Raw genomic sequence first — 12,306 nt, forward strand, 5'->3', positions numbered from 1 at the left:
GATTCTCCTCACGAGAAGACGGGGACGGTGCCGCGGCGATACGGCGCAGAGTTAGGACAGGCTCACCTAACAGATCGATGCTAGTTCGCTCCGCGGCATCACAGTGTCGCGGATCAGACGACTTGTGTCTCAAATTCGACAGCGGCGTCGGATCCGGCCGATAACCTCAGCACCACAGCCCCGTTCCTCCCTCATCGCCAGTACGAGCGCTGCGCCGGATCCGCCTGCGCTCGCGAAACGTGCTGCCGGGGCGTCACCCCGAAGCGGTCCTTGAAGGCAGCCGAAAATGCACTCGTTGTCGCGTAGCCGCAGCGGTGCGCGGCGGCCCCGATTGGCGTCCCGTCGGTAATGAGGCGAGCCGCAAGACTCATGCGGATCCCGGTGCGCCATTGCCCAAAACTCATGCCCACTTCTGTAGTGAACACCCGCAGCACTGTGCGTTCATGGAGCCCGTGGGCAGCAAAGAGCTCCCGGGCCGTGCGGGCCTCCCCCGGATCCGCGAGCACGGTTTCCACGAGGGGACGCACCCGCTCATCCGCGGGGAGCGGCACCTCACCCCAGCGGTCCGCAGCGCGATGCGAGGGAAGCTCCAGCATCTCGATGAGCACCTCCTGCGTGCGCACACGCAGGGCGGGATCCATGTCATTGATACCCAGGTGCAGGAGCATTTCCTGCACGGCCCGGGGCACCCGCACGCGGGTCACTTCGTCGACGGGCGTCCTGAGCGCCGCCGTGGGGATATACGTGTAGCACCCCACCGCCTCACGATCGTGCCGCGCGGTATGCGGCGTTCCGGCGGGGATCCAAACGCCCTGTCCGGCGGCAAGGCTCCACACCGCGTCTTCGAGGTGCACCGTCACTGTCCCCCGGTAGCACCAGGCAAGCATGGCCTCGAGATGCCGATGCGGCGGCGCGATGGGGCGGTGGCACTCACCGGTGCTCGATACGACCCCGGTGCCCATCAGGTAGGGGGCACCCACCGCGGCGGGGTGGGTCACGCTCGCGGCCCAGTCGGCCTGCCGGTACAGATTCATCAGATGAATAGCGTATCAGGGGCGACGCGGCCCCGCCCGCGCGCCCTCACCAGGCAAGACACTCCGGCCGTCACATTTCGACACACGCACACAGATACCCCCTGGGGGTATAAGGTATACCCTAGCCGGGTATCCGGTGTGACCCCAGGAGGAACCATGTCCAGTCCAACCACCGCCTCATCGGCGAAGCGATGGCTCGGCCTCGCACTGATTGCCACTGCCCAATTCGTCGTCATTATGGACACCTCGATCATTGGTGTCGCGCTCCCCGATATCCAACGTGATCTGGGCTTCACGCCGGAGTCGCTCTCGTGGGTCTTCAACGCCTACGTCGTGACGTTCGGTGGACTCCTCCTCCTCGGAGGCCGACTCTCTGACCTGTTCGGCGCCCGGAAGATCTTTGTCACGGGGTGGCTCGTCTTGATCGCAGGCTCCCTCATCGCCGGTGCCGCGTCCACGGTTGGCGCGGAGATCGTGGGCCGCGTAGTGCAGGGGGCCGGTTCCGCACTGATCGCCCCCGCAGCACTCACGCTGCTCATGATGCTGTTTGGTGGCACCCAGGATCTCCCGAAGGCATTCGCGATCTACGGTGCCGCGGCACCCATTGGCGGCTCCGCCGGAGTCTTTCTCGGCGGCGTCCTGACCGAATATGCAAGCTGGCCCTGGGTGTTCTACATCACCGTCCCGCTCGCACTCGCGGTGCTTGCGTTCACCGCAACGGCGCTCCCCCGCACACCGCGCAAGGCAGCCGGTTCCATCGATTTCACGGGTGCCATCACCGTCACCGCCGGGCTCGCGGCCGTCGTCTTCGGTGTGGTCAACGCGGCCGAGGCCGGCTGGTTCACCTGGACCACGCTCGGCGCCATCGGCGGCGGCGTGCTGTTGCTGATCGTGTTCTTCGTGGTGCAGGCACGCAGCCGCAACCCGCTGCTCCGACTGGGGCTGCTCCGCGCTCCGATGCTGGCCGCAGCCAACAACGCACAGCTCATGCTCGGCGCAGCCTGGGTCTCCATGTGGTTCTTCCTCAACCTCTACCTGCAGCAGGTACTCGGGGCCAGCGCGTTCGCAGCCGGAGCAGCCCTGCTTCCCATGACCGGCCTCGTGGTCATCGTGATGGTCGCCCTCGCCCCCCGACTCCTTGCCCGATTCGGCGCGAAGGCGATGATCGTGAGTGGACTCGTGATTCTCGCGGGCGGACTCGCCTGGTTGTCGTTCATCCGCCCCGACGGCAGCTACGCAGTCGATGTCCTTCCGGCTTCCCTGCTCGCGGCGCTCGGCATGTCACTGGCGTTCGTACCGTCGCTCGGCACCGCAATCAACGCGGCGCCGCCCGCGGAGACCGGAGTCGCCTCAGGCCTTGTCAGCACGAGCTACCAGATCGGCTCCGCGCTCGGACTCGCGATCCTGACAGCGATTGTCTCGGGCATCACCGGGGTCGCTCCGAGCACGGAGACGCTCACCCAGGGCTACTCGGCCGCGTTCCTCGGGGCCACGATCGTCGCACTGCTCGGTGCGCTCATCACGGCTGTCGCGATGCGCGCACCGCGCACCGTCACTACCCCGCCGGCACACGCGAACGCGGCATAGCGCCGGCCCACGACGAAGCGCCCTCCTCGCCCACACCTCAGCGGTGCAGGCGAGGAGGGCGCTTCGGCGTGCACACGGTGATCCCGACAGTTCAACTCCGCGCAGCGCTCGCCGCGCACCGCTCCCCGCTACAGCTCGATCGCCATCGTGAAGACGACTGGACCCCGCTCGATCTCGGTACGGTGACGCGTGGTAAAGCCGTGGCGCTCATACAGAGCCACGTTACTCAGGGAGGATGTCTCGAGAGACATCCTCGGCGTCGTTGATTCGCGCGCGCAGCTCAGCGCCTCCGTGATCAGCGCAGACCCGAGCCCCCGCCCAGCGTGTTCGGGGTGCACACCGACAGTGGCGAAATCCCACGAGTCATCTGGGTGCGGAGGCAGCTCCGCCGCAAGCATCGGTGCGAGGCGATCCCCCATCAGCTCCGCTATTTCCGCCTGCAGCCGATCCGGCAGCTCCGGGGTTCCCGGCGGCACAAGTGCTGCCACCCCAGCGAGATCCTCAGTGATCAGCACAACTCCGTGCTGCATGGCGTGGGCGAGATAGATCGCCTGCAGCCGCTCCAAGCGGTCTGCGTAGCCATCCTCGGGGATGCTCCAGCGAGTCCACGGGTACGTGTCAAACGCGGCGGTAAGCGTCGCCGCGGCGGTCACAATGTCGGCCGAGGTCGCCCTGCGAATTGGTGAGGTCACCGCCCCACCCTACGGGACCGAAGACCTCTGGACACAGCCGAACGGCCCGTCTCACCGCTCAGGGTGGGACGGGCCGTTCGTGAGCACATTCACGTCAGTGGTGTGCCGAGGTTTCTACGCCATGCTGGCCGCGTACTTCGCCGGGTCCGCGTCGAACGCGGGACCGCAGCCGGCGCAGCAGAAGTAGTACCGCTCGCCCTCGAAGTCACGGAACAGGCCAACCGCCACGGCCTGCGCCTTGCTCACGGGAGTGCCCGCCATCACCGGGCAGACTGTCATGTCATCGGCCGCACCGCCGAGGAGATTGCGTTCAGCGGGAACTTCCGGGGTCGCGCTTGCTGAGCTGGATCCGCAGCAGCTCCCGGCTGCCTGAGTGTCGTTCGTCATGGTGATGATTGCCTTTCGGATTGGGTACAGCAGAAAAGTGGGGCGTTGGCGCAGAGCAGGCCCCGGAGCGATGGCTCCGGGGCCTGCTCTGGAGTTACTTCGCGACAGACTTGAAGCCGCGCAGGCGCAGACTGTTGCCCACGACAAACACGCTGGACAGTGCCATGGCCGCACCCGCAAGCATCGGGTTGAGCATGCCTAGCGCGGCCACCGGGATCGCGGCGACGTTGTAGGCAAAGGCCCAGAACAGGTTCGTCTTGATCGTGCTCAGCGTCTTCCGAGAGAGCCGGATCGCGTCAACCGCGCTGCGCAGGTCCCCGCGCACCAAGGTGATGTCCGATGCCTCGATCGCGACATCCGCGCCGGTGCCCATGGCGAGGCCGAGGTCGGCCTGCGCAAGAGCGGGGGCGTCGTTCACCCCGTCACCCACCATCGCGACGACCTTACCCTCGGCCTGCAACCGGGTGACGACGTCGACCTTGTCCTGCGGCAACACCTCGGCGATGACCTCGTCGATCCCCACCTCGGCGGCGATGTGACGAGCGACCGCTTCGTTGTCACCCGTCAGCAGCACGGGGGTGAGCCCCAACGCCTTCAGCTGCACGATCGCCTCAGCGCTCGTCGCTTTGACAGTGTCAGACACGATGAGGATGCCGCGGGCTTCCCCGTCCCATCCAACGGCGACAACAGTCTTGCCCTCACCCTCGGCGCGGGCCTTTGTGGCGACGAGCTCGGGGCTGAGCTGCTGCGACCACTCGGCCAAAAGCGTCTCTCGGCCCACCAACACTGCGTGACCGTCGACAATGCCCTGCACCCCCTTGCCCGCGATGTTGGCGAAGTCCTCGGGCACGAGCAGCGCCCCGACTTCCTGGGTCGCCCCCTTCGCGATCGCCTGGGCGATCGGGTGCTCGGACGCGTCTTCCAGCGCTCCGGCGAGCCGCAGCAGTTCCGCGCGATCTACGCCGGCTTCCAAGACCACATCAACGAGGGTCATCTTGCCGGTGGTCACCGTACCCGTCTTATCGAGCACCACGGTATCGACCTTGCGAGTGGACTCGAGCACCTCAGGTCCCTTGATGAGCACACCCATCTGCGCGCCGCGACCCGTGCCGACAAGGAGGGCAGTGGGGGTCGCGAGCCCGAGCGCGCACGGGCACGCAATGACAAGCACGGCAACGGCGGCGGTAAAGGCCGCGGACACCGGGAACCCGGCACCCAGCCAACCGCCCAAGGCAATGGCCGCGATAACGATCACGATGGGAACGAACACCCCGGAGATGCGATCGGCGAGCCGCTGCACCTCGGCCTTGCCCGTCTGGGCGTCCTCGACAAGCTTCGCCATCTGTGCGAGCTGGGTGTCGGATCCGATCCGCGTCGCGCGGATCACCAGGCGTCCGCCAGCGTTTGTGGTGGCCCCCGTGACGGTGTCTCCTTCGGCGACCTCGACGGGCACAGATTCACCCGTGAGCATTGACGCGTCGACCGCGGAGGTCCCGGAAACCACCACACCGTCGGTAGCGATCTTCTCGCCGGGCCGCACGATGAACTCGTCGCCAACGCTGAGCTCTTCGACGGGGATCTGCGTTTCGACGCCCCCGCGCAGCACGGAGACCTCTTTTGCTCCGAGCTCAAGCAGCGCGCGGAGGGCCGCGCCTGCCTGTTTTTTGGAGCGCTTCTCGAAGTACCGGCCCGCGAGAATGAACATCGTCACCCCGGCCCCCACCTCGAGATAGATGTTCGCCGCACCGTCAGACGGCGCGAGAGCAAACTCGAAGGGGTGCGTCATGCCCGGCACTCCGGCCGTCCCGAAGAACAGCGCGTACAGCGACCACAGGAATGCTGCAGAGGTGCCCATTGAGATGAGCGTGTCCATCGTGGCCGCGCCCTGCTTCAGGTTGGCCCATGCCGCCTTGTGGAACGGCCACGCACCCCACACGATCACCGGGGCCGCAAGCGCGAGCGAGGCCCACTGCCAGTACATGAACTGCCAGGCCGGGACCATTGCCATCGCGATCACGGGAACTGTCAGGATCACGGACCCGATCAGCCTGTGCCGCAGCGACGTGAGCTCCGGGTCCTCGCCCTGCTCCGCGTCCGTTGCGACGGGGCGCTCGCCCTTGGGCTTCGGGAGCACGGCTGTGTAGCCCGTCTTTTCAACCTCGGAGATCAGCAGTGCCGGATCGTAGCCTTCGGGGACGGTCACCTTTGCCTTCTCCGTGGCATAGTTGACCGTCGCGGTGACGCCGTCAAGTTTGTTGAGCTTTTTCTCGATCCGCATGGCGCACGAGGCGCACGTCATGCCCCCAATTTCAAGTTCAACACCGGATCCGGCAGTAAGTGGGTCTGCACTACTCATTGTGTGAGTGCCTTTCTGCGCTTGCCCGCGGGCGCAGCGCGTCGCGCATGGCGAGAACTAGTGGGTGACTGTGTGGGCTTGCTGGATCCAGTCCGCGACGAATGCATCGGGGACCACCGCACCAGCAATCACGTAGGCCGCGAAAAACGCGACCACGAGGCCGATCCCGTACAGCCCGAGGCGCGCTGCAGTATTCATGCTGCCGGAACCGCCGAGTAGCCCGCCTCGGTCACGGCGGCGAGCACCTGCGCGTCAGTCACGGCGGCGTTCCCGGTGACGGAGAGCTTGCCAGTCTGGGCGCTGACCTCGACAGCGTCGACACCGGGGATCTCAGACACCTCTTCGCGGATCGACAGCTCGCAGTGCCCGCACGTCATTCCGGTCACCTGGTACTCGTTTGTCGCCATCACACGGCCTCCATTCACGCTTGAACCCCAAGGGGGTGTACAGCCACAACCTTATACCCCCCTGGGGTATTTGGCAACGCGATATTTCCCCACCCCAAGCCACACCGTGTCGCCGCCCAGGCACGCCCGAAACGGCTGTGGGGTCCGACCTCGAACGGTCGAACCCCACAGCAACACGGAACGCCCGTGCCTACGCGACTGGCCTATGCGGCGTTCGCGCCCGCAATCTGCTTGGTCACGTGCGCGTGCACAGCGCGCAGCCAGGCGAGCAGGAACTCAGCGGTCGAGTCGTCGGTCACCTCACCATTTTCGGTGATCAGACCCTCGTGCATCTGCACGTATGCCTCCGGCTGCGGCATGGCGAGCGAATCCAGGAAGGACAAGATCTGCCGCAGGTGCTGCTGCCCTGCGGCAGTAGCGATCTGGCCGATAGATGCGCCGATCACCGCGCTCGGCTTCCCCGCAAAACTGTTCTGCCCCCACGGGCGGCTCGCCGTATCGAGCGCGTTCTTCAGCACACCAGGGACGGAGCGGTTGTACTCGGGCGACACGACGATCACTGCATCGACCGACTCGATGGCCCGTTTGAACTCCGCGGCCTCCACAGGAATGCCACCGTCGTGATCTGCCGAGTAGAACGGCAGCCCGGCGATCGGGATTTCTGTCAGCGTCAGCCCAGCCTGCGGGGCCAACGCCACGAGCGCCTGTGACAGGCGTCGGTTGATTGAGGTGGATGAGATGCTGCCAACCAGGAAGCCAACGTTCAGTGAAGCCATAGCGGTGAATCCTCTCGATAATAAATGCAGTTGCATCTATTCCAACAGATGCCGGCAGCAGACATTCCGCTCACGGCTGACAATCTCATGAGAAAGCCGCGAGCCAAATGGGTGTAGCGCCAGCGCGACGTGCGCGCCCCGGCATCACTGGATCGGCCAAACTCAGCCCCCGAGCACGCTCGCGTAATGCTCCCGCACGGACCTCAGCCACGCCAGGTAGAACTCGCGTGACGACTCATCGGCGATCGACCCGTCCACGGCGATCTGCCCCTCCCGCATTCGCACGTACGCCTCAGGCTGAGGCATCGTGGCGGCGTCCAGGAAAGACAGAATGAGGCGCAGGTGCTGCTGCGAAGCCGCCGTACCCAGCTGCCCCGCGGAGGTGCCGATAATCGCCACAGGCTTCCCCGCCACACTGTTCTGCCCCCACGGGCGGCTCGCCGTATCAAGGGCGTTTTTGAGGACTCCCGGGACCGAGCGATTGTATTCGGGCGTCACGATCATGAGCGCATCGGACTCTTCGATAGCTCGCTTCAACACCGCAGCTTCGGCGGGGATACTCGCGTCATGGTCCGCTGAATAGAATGGCAAACTCTCGATGGGAATCTCTGTCAACCTCAACCCCGCCTCGGGGGCCAGCCGTTCAAGCGCCCGGGCCAGCCGGCGGTTGATCGAGGTTGAAGAAATACTCCCAACAAGAAATCCTACGTTGATCGGATCCATGAACGCGGTCCTTTCCCAGAGGCTACCTCTGCACAACCGCCCTCGGCTGCGCCTACGTGTACCCTGACACGCGGCCTCGGATCAGGCAAGCGACGTCACCCCGAGCGCTTCCGCCAGCAGCTCGTGAGAACGCAGGCGTTCCCCCGGATCCGGCACCATGGACTGCACCATCACCTCGTCCGCACCGCTCTCCTCAACCATCTGCTCGATCGTGGCGCGAACTTGCGACGGGCTGCCAGCGACGAACTGTGGCCACTGCCCGTCAACGATGCTCGTGGGCTGGTCTCGCCACGCCTGCGTGAGTTCACGCACCGCGACGTCCGCCGCGGGGATGAGGGAGGAGACATCGCCGCTGCCCACGCGGGCATAGTAGGCCTTCGGAGAACTCACCAACCGGGCAGCCTCGGCCGCAGTCTCCCCCACGGTGACGTTCACCGAGAGAATCGCTCGCGGCTCGTCGAGGCCGTACCCGCGCGGGCGGAACTGCTCGCGGTAGTGGCGCAGCGCCGGTGCCGCCCCCGCGGGGTTGATGAACCCGGCAAAGGTGTAGCCGATCCCGAGTCCGGCGGCGAGATTGGATCCGCTGGGGCTAGAGCCAAGCAGCCAGGTGTGCGGGAGGTGCGGCACCGACGGCATCAGCTGCACCGTGCCGAACGGATGCTCGGGTGGGAAATCATTGTGCAGCCATGCCAGCGTCTCGGCGAGCTGCTGCGTGTGGTCAGCTTGCGCGGGATGCTCGCGGTCGCGCTGCAGCGCCATGTCGAGTACGGGGCCCGCCGTGGCCCGCCCCATCCCGAGGTCCACGCGCCCCGGGTACATCGCCTCGAGCTGCCGGAACATCTCTGCCACTTTGAACGCGCTGTAGTGGTTCATGAGCACCGCGCCGGATCCGACGCGAATACGTGTCGTTTGTGCGCCGGCCGCAGCGATCAGCAGCTCAGGGTGGTGGGAGGCCCCCATGCGGCTGGCGTGGTGTTCCGCAAACCAAATCCGATGGTAGCCGAGCGCCTCGACGTCGCGGGCAAACTGCACGGACCCCGCGAGAGCCTGCGATTCGTCGGTGTTCGGTGCGACGATGCCAAGATCCACCACCGAGAGCCTCATCGCGCTGCCCCCTCCCGGGCACTCAGGGGGGCCGTCGCATCGGTCTCCGCGCGCGGCTCCTGCTCAGACTGGTCGTTGGTCTCACCAGCGAGAGGCCGCGGCCAGGGCCGCTGATCGGCGGCCTCGATCGCCTGATTGAATCGTGTGAGATATCCCGCGAACACGTCAAGCTCGGCGGCCGACCAGTCGGCGGTGGCCCGCATGAGGCGACCCATGTTTTCGCGGCAGGCCTCAGACAGCTGGCGCTCCCCCTCCGCGGTAACGACAAACTTCCGCGCGAGTCCACCGTCCGGATCAGGAATTCGCTCGATAAGCCCCGTCCGGAGCATCGCCGCTGTCTGGCGGTGCAGCGTTGAGGTGTCCAGCCCGATCGTGTCGCTCAGCTGCGCGAGCGTCATTGATCCACCGCAGGTCAGACAGCTCAGAATTGTGTATGCGCTGCGGTCCAAATTGCTGGCTTCGCATCGGCTTGATGCCAGTGTGAGATGCCGCACGAGCACCATCGCCTCGAGTTCGAGTGTCGCAATCGATCGGTCCATTCGTGACTTCCCTTTCGGTGTTCGGGCCCCACCCAACCATCACAATTGTAAGATACAATTTATGTGTATGTTACATACTGGATCTGCTATCAGGCCGCCACCCACGGCCCGGCACCCAGTTCGACACGCACAGCGCAGAGCGCGCCAAGAGACGAGGACGAGATGACCGCACCCATTACCGTCGATGTCTGGTCAGACATTGCCTGCCCGTTCTGCTACATCGGAAAGCGGAAACTTGAGGCTGCAGTGACATCAACCGGCATTCCTGTTGAGATCACCTACCACTCGTTCGAACTCGATCCGGAAGCCACGGATGAAGCCCCGGGCGCGCACGCGGAGAAACTCGCGAAGAAGATGGGGGTCTCCCGCGAACAGGCCGAGGCGATGGGGCGGCGCGTCGTCGATTCCGCGGCGGAAGTCGGGGTCACCATGGATTACTCCCGCGTACAGGGCACCCGTACCCGCACCGCACACCAGCTCCTGCACTACGCGAAGCAGCGTGGCCGGCAGGCCGAGATGAAGGAGCGGCTCATGTCCGCATACTTCACCGACGGGGTCCACGTTGGGAATATTGATGCGCTCGCGGACCTCGCGGCTGAAATCGGGCTCGACCGGGCCGACGTGGTGCGCTCCCTCACCGCCGATGAGTACCTCGCAGCGGTCGAGGCCGACGTGCAGCAGGCGCAAAGCTACGGCATCCAGGGAGTTCCCTTCTTTGTCCTCGACGGGAAATACGCGATCTCCGGCGCCCAGGAACCCGAGACCTTCGCGCGGGCACTCACCCAGGTTCGCGACGAACGGGTTTCAGCATGAGCGCCGCGGAACTCACCCCCGAGGTCGCGCCGGATCCCGCGCCGAACATCACACCGCAGGCACCAGCACCGTTTACGATGCTGGGAGCAAGCGGTGTGGGCGTGTGTGAGGGCGACGTGTGTGCAATGCCAGGTGCGGTAACCGGCCCCCAGGACACCGAGCCCGCGAACTAGACCAGGGGCCCGGAAGCTACGCTCCCGACTCCACATGCACGGCGGTCACCTCAAGCTGCGCGCCCTGCACACCCCAATTGGAGAGCTCTGATTGGAGCGCCCCGTACACCGCGCGCACAACTTGAGGCGTCGCGTGTGCGGTTCCGACCCCAAGCGCGACCTCAACAAGCAGCGACTCCTCGACGGCGCTCACGCGCACGGGGGAACCGGGGTCCGCACCGTTCACGGCCGACACTGCGCCCGCTGCCAGCGCGTGAAGCGCGGACGAACCTGGCGGGTACAGCTCGACAACCCCGGGAATTGTCCGCACGAGCGCATCAATCTGGGCGCGCAGCATCCGCAAATCTTCCGTCATTTCTCCTCCTTGGCGCGGGCGGGCCACCACTGCACATCTCTCACGCGAATATCCACAGCGGAGACATTCAGTTCTGTATGGTGCGCCAGTCTCGCCGCTATTTCGTGTCGGAGCCGTGCGACCCGAGAGTGGATCGGCACCCCGTACTGCACGCTCACATCGACAAGAATCCTGGTGGGTGCCCCCCATTCAGTCACCTCACCGTCAAAATGGCAGCGCCCGATCAGCACACCGGACACCGCAGATTCCGCAGAGCGGATCACACCTCGGACAGCTCCCTCGGTCATCCCCAGGCGCACTTCCGGGACCGACTCAACGGCCCCGTTCTGGATCTCAGCTACGCCAGACTGCCGGGACTCAGACCACAGGATTTCGGATGGCACGGGTTCAGTCGGCGCGATCGGGATCTTCCGTCCGGCGCGCACATCGTGCGCGATACCCGCGAGAATGCCCTGCACCCACCCCTCGTCAGGAGCGGGTTCGGCTGCAACCTCCGCGGCCATCGCCTCGGCGGTAAACCCGCGCAGCTTCGCGAGCGCATCCAGCGCGAGACGGCAGGCCGGCGAGGCCTCGATTGCGGGATTCCTGGGTTCCCGACCCGATTCCAAGTAGTCTGCAAGCTCTTCAAGCGTGTGCCCGTCGAGTTCATCGAAGCTTCCAGGCACGGCCTCCACCCCGTCCAGGCGGTCATTTTCACTCATCGCCATTCCTCCATTCTGACCAGGAGAAACTTCCGGGCGCGGGCCAGTAGACCGCGCACTGTCGATGCCGAAACGTCAAGTTCTTCAGCGATCTCCTCATAGCTGCATTCTCCGATCTCTCGCAGCACCCAACACGCTCGCTGAGCGTCTGGGAGCTCGTGCAGTGCTGCGCTCAACGCTGCCGTGCCGCTTCGCCCCTCAACGATTCGAGCTGGCGAGGTGTGCGCGGGCGCTGTCGGTTCCAGGTCGTCAACGTCGAGGTGTACCCGAGCCGCTCGAATCCGGTCGATTGCCGTCCTCCCGGTGATCCGCATCAGCCAGCTCCGCACCCGAGCGGGGTCCGAGAGTTCCCCCATCCGCTGCCACGCGGTGACCCAGACCTCCTGCACCACATCGTCAACCTCGGCGTTCCCGGGGAGCACCTGTCGCGCATACGCCCGCATCATCGGTGTGTGTCGCCGCACCAGCACCGCGAAGGCAACCGTATCGCCGTCCGCGGCGCGTCCCGCGACAATCGCATCATCGGCACCGGCCAGCGCGTGTTCGTGGGCGTGAGCACCCATGTCTCCCCCTCCCTGGAGGTCCGACAGTCCCGGACCGTCATTCTTCACCGCGTTCCTGAACATTGCGAGCACGAACTCCGCAGCGTATTCCCACCC

At 65.6% G+C, this 12,306-nt stretch carries 16 protein-coding genes; 3 read left to right on the top strand and 13 right to left on the bottom strand.

Annotation, left to right across the window (positions count from 1 at the left end):
* Positions 1-191: 191 nt before the first annotated feature.
* Positions 192-1,034, bottom strand: a complete 843-nt coding sequence (locus FM113_RS09930; protein ID WP_087014182.1) for an AraC family transcriptional regulator — start codon at positions 1,032-1,034, stop codon at positions 192-194.
* A gap of 156 nt (positions 1,035-1,190) precedes the next feature.
* Here FM113_RS09930 and FM113_RS09935 point away from each other — a divergent pair, with 156 nt between their 5' ends.
* Positions 1,191-2,621 (top strand): MFS transporter, encoded by a 1,431-nt coding sequence (locus FM113_RS09935; RefSeq protein ID WP_087014184.1) that lies wholly within the window; start codon positions 1,191-1,193, stop codon positions 2,619-2,621.
* A gap of 128 nt (positions 2,622-2,749) precedes the next feature.
* Here FM113_RS09935 and FM113_RS09940 read toward each other — a convergent pair whose 3' ends face one another.
* The 9 genes from FM113_RS09940 to FM113_RS09975 form a co-directional block, all read right to left on the bottom strand.
* Positions 2,750-3,313, bottom strand: a complete 564-nt coding sequence (locus tag FM113_RS09940; RefSeq protein ID WP_087014186.1) for an N-acetyltransferase — start codon at positions 3,311-3,313, stop codon at positions 2,750-2,752.
* A 114-nt stretch (positions 3,314-3,427) separates the two neighbouring features.
* Positions 3,428-3,700, bottom strand: coding sequence for a YHS domain-containing protein (locus FM113_RS09945; protein WP_087014187.1), 273 nt, complete (start codon positions 3,698-3,700; stop codon positions 3,428-3,430).
* A 94-nt stretch (positions 3,701-3,794) separates the two neighbouring features.
* Positions 3,795-6,056, bottom strand: coding sequence for a cation-translocating P-type ATPase (locus tag FM113_RS09950; RefSeq protein ID WP_087014189.1), 2,262 nt, complete (start codon positions 6,054-6,056; stop codon positions 3,795-3,797).
* Positions 6,057-6,113: 57 nt separating this feature from the next.
* Positions 6,114-6,254: a hypothetical protein gene (locus FM113_RS18145; protein ID WP_176387156.1), complete on the bottom strand. Its 141-nt coding sequence runs from the start codon at positions 6,252-6,254 to the stop codon at positions 6,114-6,116.
* Complete coding sequence (locus FM113_RS09955) at positions 6,251-6,463, bottom strand: heavy-metal-associated domain-containing protein (RefSeq protein ID WP_087014190.1); 213 nt, start codon at positions 6,461-6,463, stop codon at positions 6,251-6,253. The genes FM113_RS18145 and FM113_RS09955 overlap by 4 nt, the downstream gene beginning before the upstream one ends.
* Positions 6,464-6,666: 203 nt before the next feature.
* On the bottom strand, positions 6,667-7,239 hold the full coding sequence (locus tag FM113_RS09960) for an NADPH-dependent FMN reductase (protein ID WP_087014192.1): 573 nt from the start codon (positions 7,237-7,239) through the stop codon (positions 6,667-6,669).
* A gap of 162 nt (positions 7,240-7,401) precedes the next feature.
* Positions 7,402-7,962: an NADPH-dependent FMN reductase gene (locus tag FM113_RS09965; protein WP_087014194.1), complete on the bottom strand. Its 561-nt coding sequence runs from the start codon at positions 7,960-7,962 to the stop codon at positions 7,402-7,404.
* Positions 7,963-8,043: 81 nt separating this feature from the next.
* The gene (locus tag FM113_RS09970; protein WP_087014196.1) at positions 8,044-9,066 is read right to left on the bottom strand and encodes an MsnO8 family LLM class oxidoreductase; all 1,023 of its coding nucleotides are present in this window, start codon (positions 9,064-9,066) and stop codon (positions 8,044-8,046) included.
* The gene (locus FM113_RS09975) at positions 9,063-9,605 is read right to left on the bottom strand and encodes a MarR family winged helix-turn-helix transcriptional regulator (protein ID WP_087014198.1); all 543 of its coding nucleotides are present in this window, start codon (positions 9,603-9,605) and stop codon (positions 9,063-9,065) included. Before FM113_RS09975 ends, FM113_RS09970 begins: the two co-directional genes overlap by 4 nt.
* Positions 9,606-9,767: 162 nt before the next feature.
* Here FM113_RS09975 and FM113_RS09980 point away from each other — a divergent pair, with 162 nt between their 5' ends.
* Positions 9,768-10,418, top strand: coding sequence for a DsbA family protein (locus tag FM113_RS09980; RefSeq protein WP_087014200.1), 651 nt, complete (start codon positions 9,768-9,770; stop codon positions 10,416-10,418).
* A complete protein-coding gene (locus tag FM113_RS18150) occupies positions 10,415-10,591 on the top strand; it encodes a hypothetical protein (RefSeq protein ID WP_176387157.1) in 177 nt (58 codons plus the stop codon). The genes FM113_RS09980 and FM113_RS18150 overlap by 4 nt, the downstream gene beginning before the upstream one ends.
* A gap of 16 nt (positions 10,592-10,607) precedes the next feature.
* Here the strand turns inward: FM113_RS18150 and FM113_RS09985 are convergent, their stop codons facing one another.
* Genes FM113_RS09985 through FM113_RS09995 form a run of 3 tightly spaced genes read right to left on the bottom strand, consistent with a single transcriptional unit; the run spans position 10,608 to position 12,210 of the window.
* Entirely contained in the window at positions 10,608-10,946 is a 339-nt protein-coding gene (locus tag FM113_RS09985) for a hypothetical protein (RefSeq protein ID WP_087014202.1), read from the bottom strand.
* On the bottom strand, positions 10,943-11,647 hold the full coding sequence (locus tag FM113_RS09990) for an Asp23/Gls24 family envelope stress response protein (RefSeq protein WP_087014389.1): 705 nt from the start codon (positions 11,645-11,647) through the stop codon (positions 10,943-10,945). The genes FM113_RS09985 and FM113_RS09990 overlap by 4 nt, the downstream gene beginning before the upstream one ends.
* The gene (locus FM113_RS09995) at positions 11,644-12,210 is read right to left on the bottom strand and encodes an RNA polymerase sigma factor (protein ID WP_087014391.1); all 567 of its coding nucleotides are present in this window, start codon (positions 12,208-12,210) and stop codon (positions 11,644-11,646) included. The genes FM113_RS09990 and FM113_RS09995 overlap by 4 nt, the downstream gene beginning before the upstream one ends.
* Positions 12,211-12,306 lie beyond the last annotated feature (96 nt).

The sequence above is a fragment of the Leucobacter sp. 7(1) genome, assembly GCF_900163635.1.
Lineage (GTDB): Bacteria > Actinomycetota > Actinomycetes > Actinomycetales > Microbacteriaceae > Leucobacter.